This window comes from Bacillus sp. Au-Bac7 (assembly GCF_021341655.1).
GTDB lineage: Bacteria > Bacillota > Bacilli > Bacillales > Cytobacillaceae > Niallia.
Map to the genome: position 1 here is coordinate 1 of NZ_JAJTTG010000027.1, position 19,981 is coordinate 19,981.

Sequence of the window (19,981 nt, forward strand, 5' to 3'; positions counted from 1 at the left end):
CCTTTTTAGCCAAATACTACATCGAGTATTAAAATAAACTTCTCTTTCCTTTTTCCCTTTACCAAATACTATAACGGATTGCTCTGAGAAGTTGATTGAACTTCTATCTAAGTTTACTATTTCTCCTATTCTGCAACCGGTAGAATACATAAATTCAAATAATGCTTTCTCAAAGGGACTAAGGCATGCTTCTCTTAATAGCTCTATTTCTTCCTCCGTCAAAAACTTAGGAATTTTACTTTCTAATTTAGGTTCTTTTATGGCCATACTTGGATTAAAAGTAATATATTTCTCTTCTTGCGCCCATCTGAATAACGACTTAATAAAACGAATGCGATGACATAAACTAGATGCTTTTAAATCACTCGCAACTTCTCCGAGATACAGTTTGATAGTTTCCGTTGTAATTTCTTCTATTTCAACATTACCTAAGTGTTTTATGAACAAGGCAGATTGAATCTTATAAGCTTTTAATGTCTGGGAAGAGTATCCTTGAATTTGTTTATCTGCTTTATATAAGTGCCAAGCTTCAGATAAAAGCATATTCATCTTTCCTATCTTTTTATTAATCAGTATTTACTAGTAATTTACAAATTATACTTAATTAATAATACTTATAGAAGAAATGCCCCCTATAGTTCAAGTGTAAATCTTCACAAACTATACCTTCATCAGTCTATTTAAAACAGGATTATTGCCTTGAAAGTACAAAAAGAAAACTAAGCAAAAAAGACATTGAACCTTTCTGGATCAACGCCCCAATTCTTTAGGCTTCTATATCAATTAATTGTGCTTTTTTAAGTAGGTCCTAATAATAATACTAATCAACCTAAGAATATTATTACCCTTTCGACAAACTCTTTTGGATATTGAAATAAGGAACCGTGTCCCGCATGGTCAAATATTTCCAACTGGCTATTAGGGATTCTATTTGCTAAGTCATATGAATTTTCTGTCGGAACCATACGATCATGATCTCCATTTATTATTAGTGTAGGTTGAACAATTTTTGATAAGTCCGCAGGCTTGTCCTTTCCCCATTTATTGATTGCATTTAATTGCATTCTATATGCTCTTAAACTGATAGTTTTATCTCGATGTTTTTTCCTTTTTTTTATTTGAATTAGAAATTCCTTAGCCTTTTTCTTACCATTCTGTGTGTTTTGGAAAAACAGATAGGTTTTTATATCTTTGAAAGTTAATATTGCACGGACTAAATCAAGATTAGTAATATGCGTGACATTGGAAATACCTTTCCCTCCTCGAGGTCCCGTACCAACTAATACCAACTTTCTAACTAAGCTTGGTTCCTTTAAGATTAATTCTTGAGCAATCATACCTCCCATTGACAAAGCTATCAAATCTACCTTTAAAAATCCTAGTTGTTTAATAAATGTGATTGCATCATTTGCCATTTGAGAGATGTTGTTTGGTACTTTCCCATTGGACAGTCCTACTCCTGTGTTATCAAATGCGAAGACCCAACGGCTTTTAGCGAGACCATCAATAATCCTAGGATCCCAATTATCAAGATTTGCTGAGAGATGTGTCAATAAAATAATCGGGGTTCCCTTTTTTTCTCCTAATTCTCTATAAGCATACCGTTTACCATTATGGTGCTGAATAAATAAGTTAGGTGCGTCAATATAAGAATAATGAATCGACATTGCTACTTCCACTCCTACTTACCTTTAAAATTTAATAACTACTTTTCCTTTTGTCTTTCCTTTTACTACTAAATTTAATGCATTATTAATGTCTTCAATTGTAAAATTGGTAGGATCAATAGCTGGAACAATATTGTTTTCTTCAATGATTTTTGTAATTTTTTCTAATTGTCGTCCGTCAGCTCTAACGAAAATGAAGCGATATTGAACACCTTTTTTCTTTGCTTTCTTATCAAATTTCGAGCCCACTAATCCAAAAATAAATTGCTTCCATTTAGGAAGACCGTTATCTATTGCAAACTGTTTATTTGGTGCAGTACGAAGACTTAGTAACCGACCACCTGTTTTTATTATGGATAACTCCCGTTCGAATTCCTTAGCACCTAGCGTATCGATTACAAAATCAACTTCGTCTAGTATTTCCCAATAATTTTCCTTAGTATAATCAATATATTGATCTGCACCAGCGTTCATAGTTCTCTCTTTTGCGGAAGGACTACCAGAAACAATGACCTTTAATCCCATTGCTTTAGCTATAGGAACAGCCATTTGTCCAAAACTTCCTGAACCTCCTGGAATAAACACTGTTTGTCCCTTTTTTGCTTCTAACTCTTCTACTAAGCCTTGGTATGCCGTCAAACCAGTTAACGGTGCACCAGCTCCCGTAACGAAATCTAAATTTTTCGGCAAATACCATATCGATTTAGCATCAACTGCAACATATTCTGCAAATGCTCCAATTTTTTCAATCGGGAGTCTTGTATAAATAGAATCTCCAACCTTAAACCCATAGTCAGGATTACCCACTTTTTCGACAATTCCTGTTAGTTCATTTCCTAATGTAAGAGGCATATCATAGTCTTGTATTAATTTTACACTTCCTGTAATATTTAATATTTCAAGTGGATTTATTGCAGCAACTTTTACCTTTACCAGTACTTCATTTTCTTTAATACTCGGTATAGGGATATCAACAATCTGTGCTTCAATGTTTTTCGAGTATTTTTGAATTTGAGCAGCTTTCATATTCTTAATCTCCTTTTAAAAAACCACCAACTCTTACATTGATGGTTTTTTATTATCTTTCGCTTATTTTATTCATTGGTTGTCTAGTCTTGTTAACGGTTAAACCTTGTCTTTTATTCTTTTAAGAAAGGATAATCTGTATATCCTTCTGCTCCTCCTGCATATATGGTATTTTTATCAGGCGTATTTAGTGGGGCATCCAATTTCAATCGTTCTACAAAATCTGGGTTGGCTATCATCCAAGTCCCTACAGTTATAACGTCCGCAAGTTCATTATCCAAGTCTACAGTAAGTTGGTCTAAAGTACGTCCTGCTCGGTTAACAAGAAGTGCTTGCGACCAAAGTTGACGAATCTCTTGTAATAATGATTCATTTCCGAAGTGCATGATATGGAGATATGCAAGGTTGAGTTTATCTAACTCGCTGACTAAATAACGGTACATTTCCCTACTTGTTTCTCCCTCTTCTATTCCATTTAGTGTACCTTGAGGAGAGAAGCGTATACCCGTTCGTTCTGGTCCAATCTCATTAACAACTGCTTTTGCTACTTCAATGGCGAATCTTGAACGATTTTCAATCGTCCCACAGTACGCATCCTGGCGTTGATTAGCATTTTCACTTAAGAACTGTTGAATAAGGTAACCATTTGCTCCGTGGATTTCAACGCCATCTGCACCAGCTTCTACAGCTGCTCGTGCTGCTAGGCGAAACTCATTTATAACGTCCTTAATTTCTCCTTCACTCAACGCTCTAGGTGTTGGAATCTCCTTCATTCCTTGTGCTGTAAATATTTCTATATTAGGCGCAATAGCTGATGGGGCAACAGCTTGACGGTGATGAGGTGTATTGTCAGGATGTGAGACACGACCTACATGCATAAGTTGAACAAATATACGTCCTCCTTCGTTATGCACTTTGGATGTTACCTTTTTCCACCCCTCAATATGTGATTCTGTGTAAATACCAGGTGTATTTGTATAACCCTGACCATCCTCAGAGGGTTGAGTACCCTCACTTATTATTAGACCGACCGAAGCACGCTGGTCATAATACTCTGCCGCCAAATCACTAGGTGTTCCATCTGGCAATGCTCTACTCCTTGTCATTGGTGCCATACCTAAACGGTTTTTTAGTTCTATATTTCCAATTCTGACTGGTTCAAATAACTTGCTCATATAACTTCCTCCTTTTTAATAGTTACAATTTCTTATAAAGATGTTGAATTTAGGAACGAATTGACGAACTCAGCTATTTCGCCTTTGAACATTGAGTTCTATATTTTTTATATAAATTAGTGACACACCTATATTAGAATGAACATTCTAATATAGGTGTGTAGAAAGAAAGCTAACTCAGTAATTAAAGGGTCAGATTATAACTCTATTACTGTAGTTATTACGAGTCTTTACTAAGACCCTATATTAGAGTCTAAAGGTATTAATAACTCAACCTGCTATTATTGGATAAATTTGACCTCTTATTTGAAATTCATAATTTTGATCTACCACACCTACTACCGCATTACTATCATATAATTCCATCATAAATCCAGCTACTTGCTTAGCTGTGTGGTACATAGGTAAATTTTCTTTATAATTGAAACTATCCAAATCGGTTGCATTTTTAGCAAATTCTGTTTCCGTCATAGCTGGTGCTAACACTTTTGCTTTTAGTTTTGCACCTTTTAATTCTAGTTCTTTTGCAAGACCTTCAGTGAATGCACTAACATAATATTTAGACGCAGAATAAGTGACAGTTCCAACAGCAATTGCATATCCAAGTGCTGATGATACGTTAATTAACTGAGTTCCCTCTTTCTCTGCATAATCTCGAACAAATAAGGTAGAAAGGATTGTTAAAGATTCTATGTTAACCCGTAACAGAGTTTCAACTTTGCTTAAATTTTGATCTGCTACAAAAGCAGATTCACCAAGACCAGCATTATTAATCCATGTCTCAATTTCATACCCTTTTAATTTGTTATACAGGTTATATGCCTGCTCTGTAACAGACAAGTCAACTGTGCGAATAATAACATCTAATTCAGGATCTATATTATGAATTGCGGTTTTTAGTTCTTCTAATTTATCTAATCTTCTTGCAACTATAATTAAATTTTTTCCCCGAGCAGCAAATTCTAACGCTGTCTCATACCCTATACCTGAGCTTGCTCCTGTAATGACTGTGTATTTCATATTAACTCTCCTCAAATTAAATTATCAATTAGTCTTTAACTGTTTATTAGTTTGTATCGACACAAACTTTGCTTGATAGTTTGATATCTGACAAGTGATTCAGCTTGATTGATTACCCTTTTCGAGAATGAACATTCCCAAATGAGTAAAAAAAATTAATCTAATACCGAAAGTGTCATATCAATAATATTATTTAATTTTTCTGTGTCATCGGTAGTTTTGGTCATAACGCGTAGACCTACTAAGGAATTATGAAGAAATTCCGATGTTTTTTTTGCATCAAGATGTTTAGATATCTCTCCAGTTGTTTGACCTTTTTGAACTAGATTATTTAGCAGTAATTCGGTCATAGAAAAACTCTCCGTTACCTTTTCTGCTGCTTGTTCATCATGTAAAGACAACTCAACTGCAGTATTTACGGTCAAACATCCAACAAGTTGTTGTTTATCTCTGACAATTATCATATTAAATAACTGCTTGATGGCATCCTTTACCGAATGTTGCTGGCTTACTTCATTCTCTATTCTAGTTGTTATAATTTCATTATAATGATCCAACGCTTTTATAAACAAAGTGTGCTTGTCGCCAAACGTATCATATAAGCTACGACGATGGATACCCATATACTTTACTAAATCCTGCATGGAGGTTTTTTCATATCCTTGTATCCAAAAAAGTTCCATAGCTTTTCGTAATACTACATTTTCATCAAATTCCTTATTTCTAGCCATACTATCATTTCCTTTAAGTAATCTTAGAGTAACCAGAAAATCTAATGCTTTAAAGGTAATCATCAATCTTAATAAGGTAAAATATTGACTTTCTCGTCCCTTGCCAATGATATCATTTTAAGAATGAACAGTAAAGAATAGCATTAAGAGTTACTACCAATTTCACCATTCGTTAGTATGAACCATACGTGTTAACAACTCCACCTCCTTTAAAGGATTTTTTAATCTATTTCTGTAACTTGAGTTAATGCTAAGTTATGTTTTTAGAATGAACATTCTCATTATGACAAAAACCTACTAATAACCTAACAAATCCATAATATCATTTTGAGAACGATTGGTAAAGAATAAATTTTTGTGGCGTGCTAAAACTGCATAAACCTTCTTTAGTCCTCCCTATAATACTTTTGTGAAGAAATGCACTTAAACAAACCTGCCACTTTTGTAACACAAAAAATTAAAAATGCGAGACTATTTTGTTGTTAAATTCTTATCATTTGATAAGTACAACGGGATTTACTTAGGGGCCAGTACTATGTTACGGTTTTAATAAATCATATAATATATTGGGTCCTATTAGACTTTTTTTAGTCACCTTCCCTTTATATAGTGAAGGGGGCTAGAAAAACAGATTATGTCAACTGCTTTAGACCATATTAGTAATATCACTTTCGGTCAAAAAGTTATATACAACAGTAAAATACACTTTTGTTTCTTTAATCATGAAAATGGATTATTAGAAATCATAGATCCTAATACAAACTCTATTTTTTTAGTTAGACAAAAATCACTCATTTTTAGGATTAAGTAAAACCATCAATAGTTAGCATTGATGGTTTTACTTAATCCTTCTTTCACTAAACTGCAATGTTTCTTCCAGCTTATTTTCATTTATTACAGGAATGCTCCCTCAATAAACAAACACTTATCTCTTAAATACGCAGTTTTTCTCCATATTGCTATCTAACTTTTTTAACTTTACAGATTTGATTAGAGAGAAAAGAACACAATCAAGCTGTTTACGAAGAAAATGAGCGCAAGAAACTAGCCAACCTTCGGTTTATTTCAAAAAGTTGGATAAATAGGTATGTACGCACCAATGGATGTCCACATATCTTACGGGGGTCTACCCTCCCAAGTCTCACAGAGTCTACGCTCCTACATTCCTTCGTTCAACCTTTCCATAAGGTGGATGTCGGTCATGCTGCCATACAGGATCATTGTCCTTACGTTAGTTCCGTTGCCGACTAATCCCATGCTGATTTTGTCTGTTCATCTGTTCAAATCTATTTGTTAAAAGTTTAGTTTTATAGTGATTAAGCTGCTATTGGTTCTTGGATAAATGCATGCATATGAGGGATGTCCTTCAACATCTTCTCCTCTTGAAACACAAACTGTTTCTTACCAATAGAGAAGAGTATACGGATGAGCTTATTACACAAAGCAATTAAAGACTGCATCTTTTTCAACGGATTATCAGGTCTCGTTGTGTAGTAATGATGTAGGGCTTTAAAGGCTTTGTTCTTGGCTACTAGAATCATAGATGCCCGGAATAACAATGCTCGTAATTTCTTTCGACCACGTTTGGTTATTCTGGTTCTCCCTTTATGCTTACCTGATGTATTTTCTTTTAAGCTGAGTCCTGCCAGTTTGGTTATCTGACGAGGATGATTGTATTCACTCAAATCGCCTACTTCAGCGAAGAAACCCGCCACTGTATCGCGTCCAATTCCTGTTATTTCTAACATTTGATCAACGCCTGGAATATCTTGAAGCAGTGTATCCAGAGTTTGGTCAAGCTCTTCGAACTTGGCTTGAATGAGTTCATACTTTTGGATTAAGGTTCTTAATTCCATTTTAGCCATCATGGCGCCCTGACGAATGCCAATCGAGCGATTGGCGGCTTCTTTTAAGGCTTGAATCTTCTTAATCCCTATACTACGTTTCACTGCTTGCCTAAGGTATTCAAGTAATTCTTCTTCTGTATATCTAACCAATTCTTCCGGTAATGCTTCAAGCTTTAATAAATGAAGAGCTGCCTTCCCTTCCCAACTTTTAAAAACGGTAAAAAACTCTGGAAAGTATCGATCAATCCAGTTGTGTACCTGTCCCTGCACAATTTGTAAGTCTACATTTAATAAATCGCGTAATTTTTTAGCCACACGCAGTTCCGCGAAAACTCCTTGTGGTATCGTTGGTTCGGCGTATCTACCATCTTTGACTAGTTGTGCAATGACTTTTGCGTCTTTTACATCGTTTTTAGTTGGAGAGTTATCGTCTAGCTCCTTACTATGCTTGACGTGTAAAGGATTGACCGTGACGAACTTAATCTGTTCCTCCTTTAGAATATGAGCTAAATTAAGCCAATAATGGCCTGTAGGCTCCATTCCAGTAATGACAGACTCCATTTCGCATGACTCTTTTATTTGATTAATCCAATCAATAAATGTCTTAAATCCTTCTTGGGTATTATCAAAAAAGCAAGTAGTACCTAGCTCTATTCCACGATAATCCTGCGCTCTAGCTACATGATGATGTTTGGCAATATCAATACCAATTACTAAGGTTTTAGGTGTAATTTGAGCTATTTTATGATTTTGGTTATAATTCATGATGAGACCTCCGAATAGATATTTTGTTCCTTTTTGCTGGCCAGCTCAGGACACATTTATCTTATCAAGAGGTCTTTTTTCTTTCAAATCGCATTTTCACTTATTACAGGAATGCTGCCATGTTAGTGCTAGAACATGTCACTTTTGGAGATAAATTGCACCTTTTTTTAAGTGCTATTTTGCACCCTATATTTCAAGTTAGCGTTTTAATACCTCCGCAACTTAGAAAACTTAAAATAAGGGAAATGATATAAAAATGGTTTTGAGCATCTTCGGTTGTACCTCGAAGAAATATCATGTTTGTAAATTGTCATTTGTCCTTCAGATGTGGTATTTCTTATTTTATAACCTTTGAAACGTTCAGAAGTAGTTCCAAAGTTGATAAAAAGAGAATATTCCTGGTCAAATATTGAAGATGGAATGGAACACACCATAAAAAGTCGGTCCATACGGCATCGACTTTTTAATTTGACTTGCAAAAACCGAGAAACCGTCTTTTGCTTTTAGCAAGACGGTTTCTCGGTTTTTGATACAAAATAAGGGAAATAGGTTTGAAATTGATTCAAATGAGTGTATTTTTATAGTGAATTTCTTATAGTTCCAGTTGATTTTAGCGCAGTACCTGAGATTACCTCGATCCTATACTCCTTACCTTTTTCCATCCAATAATCTAGAGTAGCTTCGCCACCCTCTTCGTACAAGGTTAAACCAGTTCCACCCATAGTTACCCAGTTATTTCCGATTTTTTCTTGCACATATAAACCTGCAACCCCAGTAGAATAAAGCTTTATTTTACCATACTGACCTTTACCAACCACAGATCCTGACACTGCTTTCCATTCAGGCGGACTTACAGTAACACTTGATGAATCTGCATATGCAGTTAAAGCCACATATGGGGTAGATAGTTGGTTACTTGCTGAAGTTAGTTGGCTTTCATTATTTCCTGATGCAGCAAAAGTTGGAAAAGCAGAACCACCTAGAATAGCTATTGCTGCAGTAGCACTCAGAACTAGTTGCTTAATTTTCATTTTTGGGAACACTCCTTTTTAATATTTTTTATAACTGTTAGTTACAATGTACTTATTCTACTTTTGGTATTAAATACCTTGTTAAAAAATGTTAATTATTTGTGAACGTTCTAAAATGAGTAGATATTACTATGATTTTATTATTAAAATAGGTGGAAAATAACTCCTAAATTGACACTTATTATGTTTTTGATACAATATTTTTCGGCAATCTAATCATTAGAAATTCGCTATTACTTCCCAATTTACCATGATTAACAAAATTAAATTGTTCATAATAACTAACTAATTCATCTTTTTCTGTATATAGAACTAATGGTAAATTAATATCTTTTGAGAAAGTAATGGCTTCTTTTATTAATCTAGTACCTTCGCCTTTTTTATTTGAATGTAAACTTACAATTTCAATTGCAGTCTCAAAAGAATTTTTAAATATTATCTTAGTATCGTCTGTGATTGTAGAACAATATCTAATGGCAATCATGCTGTTTAGGTTGATGTCAAAAAGTGCGATAGCATCTTGTCCATAAGGATTAAGAAGAAATTTGCTTTTAGACATCTTTAATATCCAGTTAATAAATAATACCTGCTTAATTGCTTTATCTTTCTTTAATTTAGGTAAGTCCTTAACTAATATGTCTTTAACAAATGCTGTAGACTTAATAAGATTCTCATAACAATCTGGACTACTAATGAATTTTATAACCTCATTATGTTCCATATCAGTTCTTAACATTCTGTTCCCCTTCTTTTCTATTTATAAATGTTTTATTTTTTCTGCTGCAACTTTTCAATAAGGTCTAATATCTTATCTACTTTATTATCAAGCTCTATTTCTCTTATTTCAATCAACATTGTTTGTATTTCATTTATCTTATCATTGAGTCTATTATCAATGCCTGTATCGACCATTTGTATAATTCCTATAGCAAATGTGAAAATTGAAAGCCAATTAACAGTATTTGAATATTTTGCTGTTCCAATGCTTATAGCCAGAAAAACACCACTTAATAAAATTAATCCAAAAGCAAAAACGTAATTAAATTTATTATTCACGCTAACAATCCTTAATCTGTTTTTTCTTAAACTTTCAAGAAATTTCAGCTCCCTCTTCAATTTTTTAACATCTGTAGATGTAGTTGGATAAATCGAAATATCTACATCTTCTTTTTTTGCTATCCATCTGAAAATATAGTCAATGGTTGGCGACAACAAAAATAAAAAAACAGATACTGGAATTATCCTAAAGAAAAAGTTTTTTACTGTTAATAGATCCATGCTCCATAAACCTATACAAGAAATTATTACTATAACCAAAATTGATATATTTATAACTTTGTTTTTAAAGAGATAAAATCTTCTATTAAAATTATCATTATTTGCTTCCATTACTATTGTCCCTTCAGATATTCAGATTTTTAGTGGGAAATGTGATAGTTAGTAAGGAGTATATCTCCCTTTTTATTTTTTATTCCCACCATACGGTATCCCAGTATCCTTTTTTCTTACTAAAAATATCATCGTCATAAATCCAAGTAGCTAAATCATTGAAAATTAGTTGAAGTGACAATGCTATTTCTTCATCGTATTCAGACAACCTACTCAATAGGTTTAGATACCTATCCCTAGGTGAAGGGTGATTTTGACTAGGTTCTTCAGGTTTTTCGTCACCAAGAGCCAGCATTAACAGTACCATTAACGGAGAAAATAAAGTATTTTTATTTCTTATTTTCATTCCTTTAATTACTAGATCAAAGCCAAAATTATCCGCAGCAAATTCATCTAAATGCATTTGATTAGAAGTAACATTTGTCGGTATAAATCTTGATACAATGTTTCTTGGAATAGACTCTGTATGTTTTAAGAAATGATGGCCAATTTCATGACCTATTATAAAAGACATGCCTGCGACAAATAAATCTGTTTCTATATGTAATTTATGAGAATCAAAATCAATATGTCTATCTTCATCATTCATCCTTGCTTTAGCAACTTGTATATACGTTAGCTTGTCCACCAAAAATACTAAATTATCTACCATTTCAGTAAGTAGTCCAATCCATTCACCGTTACTTCTAGGATGTAAACCATATAAATAGCATGAAACCAAACGAGAAATTAGAGTTAATTGAATTTCCATATCAAAATATATGTTAATTAAATAACCGTCAAATTCTTCATCCATGTTTAGTGCCTCTGCATTTATTCCTGGTTTATTCAGCATTCCAACATATATATTTTTCAGTTCATTAACTAGCTCGTTTTCTCCACTTTCTTCTGCATCTGTAATAAAGTTTAGAACCAGACTATTAATAAAAAAATCATTACTGTACCACATTTCCCTCCCTAGCTCATAATTTGTCCTATTACCAAATTCCTCTTGTAATTTTAGCATTTCCTTTCCATTAGGAATTTGCTTTGCCATATGTTTATCCCAATCTTCTAATACACCAAAGTTTCTATCTAAAAATCTTTCTTTTGCCGATTTTTTACTCTCCATTTTCCCCCATCCTTTCATTAATTAGAAATCGACAATAACCATTTTATTATTATACGTAAGGATGTGTTAAAATGTTTCAATTGTTTGTTCATTCAGGGTAAACCCTAAAGAGACAAACAAATAAGGTAGTAAAATCAAGATTGTCACTTTAGGAGTTATTTTTCATTTAATTTAAGTGCTAATTTACACTAAAATACTCTTATATTGAAACATCTTATTTTACTAACGGTCCCGTTTCTTTAAGTACATTTATTCACAAATTAGTCCATTTTCTTACTTCATTAAAGGAATACTTACTACTTATTTTTAGGAGAGACACAAAAGCAAGGGCATTTCCCTTGGATTAATGCCCTTGCTTCTTCACATATCTTTGTAACACAATCCTTTCTTAAATTGTGGTAAATAAAACATCTCTATTTATAGAAGAGTATTAAATTTTCTTCGTAATATAAAATGGTCACACGAAAGTTCTTTTAATAATTTAGAAACTAATTTAATTCCTAATCCTTCCTTGAGATACAAACTATCGATAACCATATCTTCTATATAGGCTCTGAAGTTCCCATCTGATACTCCTATTGCTAAGCCAATCAAAGATTCATCCTGCCAAGCACCGACGGTCAGTACTTTATTAAATTTATCCTCTTTATCTTGAAAGACTTTCTCTTCCAACAACTCCGAATTCTTATAAAGTTTAATAACATCTTCGAAATCAATTGCTCTTTCATTATATGTCATTATTTTCATAATTACATTGCTCCCACAACTTTTATTGGATTAAACACATTAATTAGTATTTATCAACAACTCCAATAATCAATCCTCTTTTTGTTGTAATTTTAATAGATCGTAATCATCTTTATTTATCTTCTTTACACGGTTTAGAAAATCTGACTCGCTATTTATTTTTGATGAACTCATTGATTTTCCTACCTCTGAAGAAGGTTCATAAATTTCCATACATAAATTTATCGTCCTCTGTATAATCTCGTTCACCAGCTTCATTTGAATAATCATTAACCCAATACCATGAAGGATGAACCTCATCAGGTAGCATATTTTTAATTTCTTCATCGTATAGCTTTTATCATATGTAATCCCTAATTCAATATATTTATAATTAGGATATTCCTTAAGTTTTGACAAGTCATCTGAGCTAGTTTTCATTTATTACAGGAATGCTGCCCCGATAGTAAGATTTAATTTAATCTTCTAAGTTAACACCTATTTCAACACCAAAATGATCAGAAACTACCTGCTTATTTTCCCCATTAAATATTACATTGGAATAAGTTACTGAAAGTAACTTATTAATAAAAATTAAGTCAATTCTCTTTTTCTTTAGATTCCCTTCCCATCCACCAATCTCCCCTATAACTGTAATGCCATCATCTTTAGATGTTGCAAGATTATAGGTGTCGAATAGTCCATGACTAACTAAATAATCATATCCCTCTCCTTTAATAAAAGCATCATTATTGAAGTCACCCATTAAGAATGAAATCCTTTCTTCACCTATATTTATTTTTTTAAATAGTTTGTCTGCTTGTGGCTTAAATGGTTCCTCTTCGTCATGCCACCATCCCATATGACAAGAATAAAAAGAAATTTTTTTATCGCGGTATTGTATAGTTGCACCTACAATCTTTCTTGCCCTCCAATTTGTATAATCTAAAGTATTGGATACATAAAAAGAGTGGGCTTCTACTATTGGGTGCTTGGTTAAAATAGCTAAGCCTTCCTCAAAATGCTTGAATAAATGGGAAAATTCCCATATAAGGAAGTAATCATTTACTCCTTGTTTTTTTAGTTCATTTATTAAAACTAGAGCAAAATTATCTTTCCTAATTTTATATTTACTATTTTCATCAGCGACTTTTTCATCTGCGCATTGGTTAACTTCTTGCAAAGCAATGACATCATACGATTTTTCCTTTATAGTGTCTACCAGAATTAAAATTTTCTCATTTTGATTTTCCTCTTGCCAAGAGTGGCAGTTAAGGGTTAATAATTTCATACGTTATTCCTTCCTGTCTTTTAAGATTTAGTCTACCTTCCTTTAGCAAACACTTAAAAATCACAATGTTTTATTGATTATGAATATTAGTAATTATTGCTACTTTAATTCCAAACTTGGCTATTATTTTATAGAAAATACATAAGGTTAAATTACTTCCTTTTTCTTCAGTAAATATATATATAAAATTAAAGTTGTTACTGCACATAAAGCTGCACATAATCCTATCACAGAATAGCCGGCTTGAAGTCCTCGTAACAGACCATACTGCGAATTTACTCCAAATATAGATTTTACCCAACCGGTGACTCCACCAATTGCATAATTTCCAATGACACTACCTAATCCCATAAAAGTAACCGTTATTGTAATAACTGTGTCACTGTTATTTGGATATCTGTTAGCAATAAAAGCCATAACTGTTGGATAAATCATGGCAATTCCAATACCAGCTGCAGCAAATAAAAAGGCCATGCTTTCTCCACCAAAAACTGCCACAAAAGTACATAAGGCAGACGTACCAGAGAAAATAAATAAGGATATCGTAAAACCAATTCTATCTGTTAAGGGACCAAGTAATAGACGTGCGAGTGCAAAACATAGGAAGAACGCAGATAGCATACCCGATGCGGAAATCGTCTCCCATCCATATGCCTTTTCTAAAAAGTTTACGAGCCAACCTCCAACTGCCAATTCTGAAACAACACCAAAAGTAAGAACAAGAATCATCAACCAGATAACTGGGTCTCTCAATAGACTTTTAAAAGGAATACGTTCCTCGTGCTTAATTTCTTTCCCAGAAAAAGTAGTGAAAGACATAAAAATAATTGGTATGGCAGACAATAACAACATAATAAGGTACATATCACGCCAATCTAATGTATAACTACCTATCGTGACTTCCATTAGACCTGTGGCTATGAGTGGAGCAATTGTTGAACTAAGGCCGTAGAAGCCATGAGACAAATTCATCATGGTCCCCGTATTTTTAATGAAGATACGAGCACCAAGAATGGCCAACCCGATTTCTAGCATTCCATTTCCAATATACATTAAGAAATAAGAAGCAGAAAAAAGCAAGTATTGCTGTGAGAAATAAATGAATATACCTGATATGGCCATGGATGCAAATGCCACTATGGTTGTTACTTTAATCCCCCAAATCCTTGTTAAATAAGCAGTAAAAGTACAGGCTAGTAAATACCCAAGGGAATTAAGGGAAAGCAATGTACCAATCTGTGTTTCATTAAGCATAAAATCCACTTGTATACGAGGTATTGCAGGCCCTTTAATATTTTCCGAAAAACCAAAAATAATAAAACCTAAAAAAATGATAAAAACTTGCATGATATAAATATTTTTTATTCTCCCATTGCTATTTTCCATTTTTCTCTCCCTTTTAATTCTTATTTTTTCTTAAAAGGTCATCTTAACTTTTCTAATGTGGTTGTTGCTAAGCCTTTCATATACTCATGACGAGACGATTATAGCTAATAGTTTGTTTACCGCCTTCTGTTCTGGCACAGGTTTATAATGAATCCATAATTAGCATTGTATTGATATTTTAAAGCTGGGTGCCCACCGTTTGATTTCTTTGGTTCTATAACTTTCCATTTACCTTTACGTCAATACTTAACTCGAGTAAAAATTTCAATTTTTTGAAATATTCAAGACTTTAATCAGTACAAAGGGCATTCCTGTTAAAGGACTGCCCTCCTATGCTTTATAAGCTCCTCAAAATTTAAATGGATCTTGATTTGCAAAGTATTGATCTATAATTTCTAATACCCCGCTATTATTATTAGATGGTGCTTTATACTTTGCTATATCTTTCACCTCGTCGCTTCCATTTTCCATAGCAAAGCTATAACCCACATGCTTTAACATTTCAATATCATTGCCTCCATCTCCAAAAGCCATTGTTTCATTATCCTTTATATTCCACTTTTCTTGTAATAATTGAATTCCAGAAGCTTTATGATAAGCAGGAACTATTAAATCAATACTTCCATGACCACTTGAAACTGGGGTTACTATATCCCCTATTTTGCTATGTAGTAAATCTCTTAACGGAAGAGTTTCATCATCTGGACAGGATAAGGCAAATTTTAAAATTTGATCGTTAACATCCTCGAAACTTGATACCCTCTTTAAGCGGTGATAATACTTATTCATCATACTAAAAAATGTATCTGAAACATCTTCAAGTACATAGGCACTCTTTTTTCCACATAACACAATTGTAAATTTATTATGCGATACTAATTCTTCTACTATTAAATTGACATCGTTTTCAGGAATATCAACAGAGAATACTTCTTCTCCTTGGTCTACTATAAAAGCACCATTTTCGGAGACATAACTAATCTCATCTTGAATGTCATCAAAGAATGATTTTAACTGGTAATATTGGTTTCCGCTGGCAACAACAAAATGAATTCCTAACGCTTTCATCTTTTTATATTGCTTAAAAAATCTCTCTTTGTCATATTCCATTTCATTATTTAGAAAAGTACCATCCATATCAACTGCTATAAGCTTTATAGTCATACTTTGACCTCCTGTATTTATATTTTTCCACAAGTTAGAACGAACTTGTAAGTTGAATATTTATATTATTAACCAAAAATTATTTAATAAGTTACGCGGATAATACACCATATATTACCTGTTGCGGGTCATACTAGTTAACATAAAATTCCCCTTGTAATCGAGGTATATTTTCATTATGTCAAAAGAAATACCAGACATTCTAGCAGCTATTTGTATTTTTTAAATAGTCAATTATATTTAAATTTCCTTATAAGGATAATCTACACTGTTTCATTCAACGGTAGTTACTTGTTCCTCAAGTATTATTTTAATCTCTGTACAATCAAATTCAATCGGTAACCAAATGCCAGACATTCTACATACTTCATTAAGTATCTTCTTGATTTGTAATGTACATATACCACTAAGTATTAATTTTTCGGTATTATAATAGTTTAAAATCCCTTCTAAAAAACCTTCACTTTTTAAGAGTCCTACAAATTCGGCTGATATTTCTTCATGAATAATTTTAATATGTATATTATCCTTAAAATGGTAAAAATGAAACTTTGTTCCAGGCTCTATACCTTTTATATTGGTAACAGAATTACAAACAAATATTTTATTATGAAAATTAACCATCACTTTACCTCCTTAGAGAATTCACTTGTTTCTCCTTAACAACTTATTAAAGGTATTTAAAAAGTGTGTTGCACAATTAATAATTGTTGGTCTAAAATCTCCAATTCTATCACCTCATGAAAGTATATTTTTTTTAGTTAAAGCTACACACCTTATTAAAGAAATTAAATAAGTCTACTAGTATAATTTAAAGAAACTCGTATTCAGCACTTGAGTGTTTTCAAAAGTTGAAAGGAAATTCTGTGATTCGGGTAATTCAAAATAAAGCCAATATACACCATATCCCCAGATTTACCACGGTGAATATTCCGTATATTATTATTAATGGAACAATAATTTTCTTCTTTTTCAATAGTGACCCTCCAATCCATATAATAGGTGGATTTTCTCCATTTAGAATTCTAAATCTTATACAAAGAGTATAAACCTGGTACCAGGTGATACCAGTCTCATCTATTTATACTAAAATGACACTTTCATATTATCCGCCACCAGTAATATCGGGCCACTAAGAAGCGAACAACTATTTCTAACCAATTTTTCTGTTAATTTATTTACTGATTTCACTATCAGCTTAAGTATAAATTCATAAAAATTTCCTCCTTAGTATTTATCTATCACTGAAATTAAAACAACTAGAACTTATTAAACTATTTTAAAAAGTATTCGTTTATAAACATGATGCTCTACTGCAAACTATGAGTAAAGCACCAATGTTAACTTATTATGATCTAATTATTCATTAGTAGTTCATGAGCTAGACTTTGTAATCCATATAAGTAATCCTTTTCCCAATCACTTAATTTGAATAATGGCAAATGTTCACTTGGAACATACGAAGAACTAACTTTTATAATTTTATATAATACCTCTTTTTGTACTTCATCCATACAGAATATGATTGTATGTGGATTAATAATTGAAACATAGGTCGCTACTAACCTACTGATTGAATCAATTTCATAGTCCTTACTAATAAGTAGTTTTTTAAATTCATTTCCCCCTAATAATGCTTGCTGGAAGTTTTTATCATTATACTGTGGGACAAATGGAATCTCTCCAGAAAAAAATGAATTACCTTTGACTATATTCCCATTAATTATCAAACCAGCTCCTGGGCCATTTTGTCCAAAGTAGAAGTATACAAGTGATTGTTTATCTTGCATCCTCATGTTAGTATGATAACCTAAAACTACAGCATTCATATCATTCTCTACTACAACAGAAATTCCGAATCGTTCCTCATAATATTTTTTAAAATCAAAATTTTGAAAGGATTTATATCCTGGAATATAAAATATCTTTCCATTCTCAACCGCAGCTGGTACACCAATGGCCATTGATTTTATTTTTGGATATTTAATAACCATTTTTTCAATAAAGACATCTAACACTTCTAGGTTATCTTTTTTTAATTCACTCGGAATGGAACCTTCCTCTTTTATTTCACCTAAACAATTAAAAATTGTATAATTTGTCTCGGACTTTTCTAAAAAAACTGCAATTCCAAGCATATATTCAGCGTTATATGTGTATCTCTTTGCTCTTCTTCCTCCACTTGAATGATCTAAGCCTACTGAAATTATTTCGTTCTCCGACTCCATCTGCGCCAAAAATTTACTTATCGTTGGAAAACTTACACCCAATAATTTACTGAGTTCAACTTTAGTAGCACTTCCTAATTCTATTAAGTTCTTTCTTATTCCTGTAATAATTGCTTGTTTTATCATTTTAGGAGTTGTATAAATTTCATCCAATAATTTTCCCACCATTCTTTTCTAAAAAGAATGTGGTTACTATATCATAATTGAGTTTCCATCACAACAAATGACATTATTACACTGTTGTTAGTAAAAACTCCCTTATCCTTATTTAAATGATAGGAACACCTCAAACAAACTTATATATTATTACCAAAGAAATCTTTACCAACATGTGAATTAAAACAATATCTAATCCTTTATATGGATTTCAGAAGGTAATCCCTTTATTCATTTTTATTGAAAATCCGTAAACAGAACTCCCTCTCGATTATGTTACTTATTTTACAATCTCACTATAACTTATTTAACAGGTTTAATAAGTGTGTAAAATAAGATTCTTTTCCTACTTCTCGAGTTTTGTTAGTAATTATATGTTTACTTTAACTCTATAGACCAAAGAAGTAAATACTCTAAGGAATTTTTGAACAAATCATAACCTTAAGTAGTTTGTAACAAAAAGTTTTTTATTTTTTAACTTATGAACACGACGCCTACACTGAGTAAAAAACAAAAATAGATTGTAAACCTAAGGATTTTATTTGAACTTAGGTAGTGTGCATTTCCCCCCCCCCCCGCCTCTCTCCCAATCATAAAGCTTTATAAGATGAGACCACTTAGTTTTTGTGACTCTCGTTTGCCTTAATGAATTTTAATAACTTTTAATGGCTTCCCCTAAGTTTGGAAATAATATTGAGAAGTAAAGACGTAAAGGAGACTATGTATGGACTCAATTATTAAGAACTTAGATTTAAATGCTAAAGGGATGTGGCTGTCAATATCATTAGTTATAATATTGTTATTGTATATTCTTATCATGCCAAAGAAAGAGATAAATTGGAGGGAAGTATATATTACAATTGGAGTAATTGGTTTACTAACTTGGATTAGTGACAACATTTTTGCGGGTTTTTTAGATCTAGTTGATTTTGGTCATCCTAAACTTTCAGGAATTGGTGAACTTCTAACGTACAGTTTCATTCCTTCATCACTTGCAGTTATTTACTTAAACTACTTAAATAATTCGAATAAATGGAGATTAGTAATAGCATTTGTTGTTATTTCTGTTTTAATTGAATGGGCAGTAGTAAAGGTTGGATACATGGAACTTAAGGGATGGAACCATCTATTTAGCATTCCTATATTTTTGTTTGTGTATAGTTATTTCCTGCCTTTACATCTTAAGATAATAAAATGCTATAAAGATAACTAAAGATACGGCTATTTCTACAGTAGGTAATTAAATTCATTCCTATCCACGTTAAACC

The 19,981-nt window shown here is 32.5% G+C and carries 19 protein-coding genes; 1 reads left to right on the forward strand and 18 read right to left on the reverse strand.

The annotated features are described in order from the left end of the window. The 18 genes from LXM54_RS26925 to LXM54_RS27010 all read right to left on the reverse strand — a co-directional run. The coding region (locus tag LXM54_RS26925) for a tyrosine-type recombinase/integrase (RefSeq protein ID WP_233319326.1) at positions 1-543 on the reverse strand (543 nt) is incomplete at its 3' end. A 281-nt stretch (positions 544-824) separates the two neighbouring features. Continuing rightward, positions 825-1,667 carry an alpha/beta fold hydrolase gene (locus LXM54_RS26930; protein ID WP_233319327.1) on the reverse strand — a complete coding sequence of 281 codons (843 nt, stop codon included), beginning with the start codon at positions 1,665-1,667 and terminating at the stop codon, positions 825-827. A 24-nt stretch (positions 1,668-1,691) separates the two neighbouring features. Then, complete coding sequence (locus LXM54_RS26935) at positions 1,692-2,693, reverse strand: NADP-dependent oxidoreductase (protein ID WP_233319329.1); 1,002 nt, start codon at positions 2,691-2,693, stop codon at positions 1,692-1,694. A gap of 113 nt (positions 2,694-2,806) precedes the next feature. After that, the gene (locus LXM54_RS26940; protein WP_233319331.1) at positions 2,807-3,868 is read right to left on the reverse strand and encodes an alkene reductase; all 1,062 of its coding nucleotides are present in this window, start codon (positions 3,866-3,868) and stop codon (positions 2,807-2,809) included. A 270-nt stretch (positions 3,869-4,138) separates the two neighbouring features. Then, complete coding sequence (locus LXM54_RS26945; RefSeq protein ID WP_233319333.1) at positions 4,139-4,888, reverse strand: SDR family NAD(P)-dependent oxidoreductase; 750 nt, start codon at positions 4,886-4,888, stop codon at positions 4,139-4,141. A 155-nt stretch (positions 4,889-5,043) separates the two neighbouring features. Then, the gene (locus LXM54_RS26950; protein WP_233319335.1) at positions 5,044-5,619 is read right to left on the reverse strand and encodes a TetR/AcrR family transcriptional regulator; all 576 of its coding nucleotides are present in this window, start codon (positions 5,617-5,619) and stop codon (positions 5,044-5,046) included. 1,316 nt (positions 5,620-6,935) lie between these two features. Continuing rightward, on the reverse strand, positions 6,936-8,231 hold the full coding sequence (locus LXM54_RS26955) for an IS110 family transposase (RefSeq protein ID WP_233319337.1): 1,296 nt from the start codon (positions 8,229-8,231) through the stop codon (positions 6,936-6,938). A gap of 578 nt (positions 8,232-8,809) precedes the next feature. After that, a complete protein-coding gene (locus LXM54_RS26960) occupies positions 8,810-9,262 on the reverse strand; it encodes a hypothetical protein (RefSeq protein ID WP_233319340.1) in 453 nt (150 codons plus the stop codon). 181 nt (positions 9,263-9,443) lie between these two features. Beyond that, on the reverse strand, positions 9,444-9,998 hold the full coding sequence (locus tag LXM54_RS26965; RefSeq protein WP_233319342.1) for a hypothetical protein: 555 nt from the start codon (positions 9,996-9,998) through the stop codon (positions 9,444-9,446). A 32-nt stretch (positions 9,999-10,030) separates the two neighbouring features. After that, the gene (locus tag LXM54_RS26970) at positions 10,031-10,651 is read right to left on the reverse strand and encodes a hypothetical protein (protein ID WP_233319344.1); all 621 of its coding nucleotides are present in this window, start codon (positions 10,649-10,651) and stop codon (positions 10,031-10,033) included. 79 nt (positions 10,652-10,730) lie between these two features. Beyond that, the gene (locus tag LXM54_RS26975; protein ID WP_233319346.1) at positions 10,731-11,762 is read right to left on the reverse strand and encodes a hypothetical protein; all 1,032 of its coding nucleotides are present in this window, start codon (positions 11,760-11,762) and stop codon (positions 10,731-10,733) included. 417 nt (positions 11,763-12,179) lie between these two features. Continuing rightward, positions 12,180-12,509 (reverse strand): GNAT family N-acetyltransferase, encoded by a 330-nt coding sequence (locus LXM54_RS26980; RefSeq protein WP_233319347.1) that lies wholly within the window; start codon positions 12,507-12,509, stop codon positions 12,180-12,182. 69 nt (positions 12,510-12,578) lie between these two features. Next, positions 12,579-12,929, reverse strand: a complete 351-nt coding sequence (locus LXM54_RS26985; protein ID WP_233319348.1) for a hypothetical protein — start codon at positions 12,927-12,929, stop codon at positions 12,579-12,581. A 37-nt stretch (positions 12,930-12,966) separates the two neighbouring features. Further along, the gene (locus LXM54_RS26990; protein ID WP_233319350.1) at positions 12,967-13,779 is read right to left on the reverse strand and encodes an endonuclease/exonuclease/phosphatase family protein; all 813 of its coding nucleotides are present in this window, start codon (positions 13,777-13,779) and stop codon (positions 12,967-12,969) included. A 147-nt stretch (positions 13,780-13,926) separates the two neighbouring features. Beyond that, positions 13,927-15,165, reverse strand: a complete 1,239-nt coding sequence (locus LXM54_RS26995; RefSeq protein WP_233319352.1) for an MFS transporter — start codon at positions 15,163-15,165, stop codon at positions 13,927-13,929. Between the two features lie 348 nt (positions 15,166-15,513). Then, entirely contained in the window at positions 15,514-16,329 is an 816-nt protein-coding gene (locus LXM54_RS27000) for a Cof-type HAD-IIB family hydrolase (protein ID WP_233319354.1), read from the reverse strand. A 273-nt stretch (positions 16,330-16,602) separates the two neighbouring features. Further along, positions 16,603-16,953: a hypothetical protein gene (locus tag LXM54_RS27005; protein ID WP_233319355.1), complete on the reverse strand. Its 351-nt coding sequence runs from the start codon at positions 16,951-16,953 to the stop codon at positions 16,603-16,605. Between the two features lie 731 nt (positions 16,954-17,684). Beyond that, positions 17,685-18,710, reverse strand: coding sequence for an ROK family transcriptional regulator (locus LXM54_RS27010; RefSeq protein WP_233319357.1), 1,026 nt, complete (start codon positions 18,708-18,710; stop codon positions 17,685-17,687). A gap of 727 nt (positions 18,711-19,437) precedes the next feature. Here LXM54_RS27010 and LXM54_RS27015 point away from each other — a divergent pair. Next, positions 19,438-19,926, forward strand: coding sequence for a hypothetical protein (locus tag LXM54_RS27015; RefSeq protein WP_233319359.1), 489 nt, complete (start codon positions 19,438-19,440; stop codon positions 19,924-19,926). The last annotated feature ends 55 nt before the right edge of the window (positions 19,927-19,981 follow it).

Excerpts from the sequence above, each read along its gene's own strand:
- LXM54_RS26930 (WP_233319327.1), bottom strand. The coding sequence starts at position 1,667 with ATGTCGATTCATTATTCTTATATTGACGCACCTAACTTATTTATTCAG.
- LXM54_RS26935 (WP_233319329.1), bottom strand. The coding sequence starts at position 2,693 with ATGAAAGCTGCTCAAATTCAAAAATACTCGAAAAACATTGAAGCACAG.
- LXM54_RS26940 (WP_233319331.1), bottom strand. The coding sequence starts at position 3,868 with ATGAGCAAGTTATTTGAACCAGTCAGAATTGGAAATATAGAACTAAAA.
- LXM54_RS26945 (WP_233319333.1), bottom strand. The coding sequence starts at position 4,888 with ATGAAATACACAGTCATTACAGGAGCAAGCTCAGGTATAGGGTATGAG.
- LXM54_RS26950 (WP_233319335.1), bottom strand. The coding sequence starts at position 5,619 with ATGGCTAGAAATAAGGAATTTGATGAAAATGTAGTATTACGAAAAGCT.
- LXM54_RS26955 (WP_233319337.1), bottom strand. The coding sequence starts at position 8,231 with ATGAATTATAACCAAAATCATAAAATAGCTCAAATTACACCTAAAACC.
- LXM54_RS26960 (WP_233319340.1), bottom strand. The coding sequence starts at position 9,262 with ATGAAAATTAAGCAACTAGTTCTGAGTGCTACTGCAGCAATAGCTATT.
- LXM54_RS26965 (WP_233319342.1), bottom strand. The coding sequence starts at position 9,998 with ATGTTAAGAACTGATATGGAACATAATGAGGTTATAAAATTCATTAGT.
- LXM54_RS26970 (WP_233319344.1), bottom strand. The coding sequence starts at position 10,651 with ATGGAAGCAAATAATGATAATTTTAATAGAAGATTTTATCTCTTTAAA.
- LXM54_RS26975 (WP_233319346.1), bottom strand. The coding sequence starts at position 11,762 with ATGGAGAGTAAAAAATCGGCAAAAGAAAGATTTTTAGATAGAAACTTT.
- LXM54_RS26980 (WP_233319347.1), bottom strand. The coding sequence starts at position 12,509 with ATGAAAATAATGACATATAATGAAAGAGCAATTGATTTCGAAGATGTT.
- LXM54_RS26985 (WP_233319348.1), bottom strand. The coding sequence starts at position 12,929 with ATGAAAACTAGCTCAGATGACTTGTCAAAACTTAAGGAATATCCTAAT.
- LXM54_RS26990 (WP_233319350.1), bottom strand. The coding sequence starts at position 13,779 with ATGAAATTATTAACCCTTAACTGCCACTCTTGGCAAGAGGAAAATCAA.
- LXM54_RS26995 (WP_233319352.1), bottom strand. The coding sequence starts at position 15,165 with ATGGAAAATAGCAATGGGAGAATAAAAAATATTTATATCATGCAAGTT.
- LXM54_RS27000 (WP_233319354.1), bottom strand. The coding sequence starts at position 16,329 with ATGACTATAAAGCTTATAGCAGTTGATATGGATGGTACTTTTCTAAAT.
- LXM54_RS27005 (WP_233319355.1), bottom strand. The coding sequence starts at position 16,953 with ATGGTTAATTTTCATAATAAAATATTTGTTTGTAATTCTGTTACCAAT.
- LXM54_RS27015 (WP_233319359.1), top strand. The coding sequence starts at position 19,438 with ATGGACTCAATTATTAAGAACTTAGATTTAAATGCTAAAGGGATGTGG.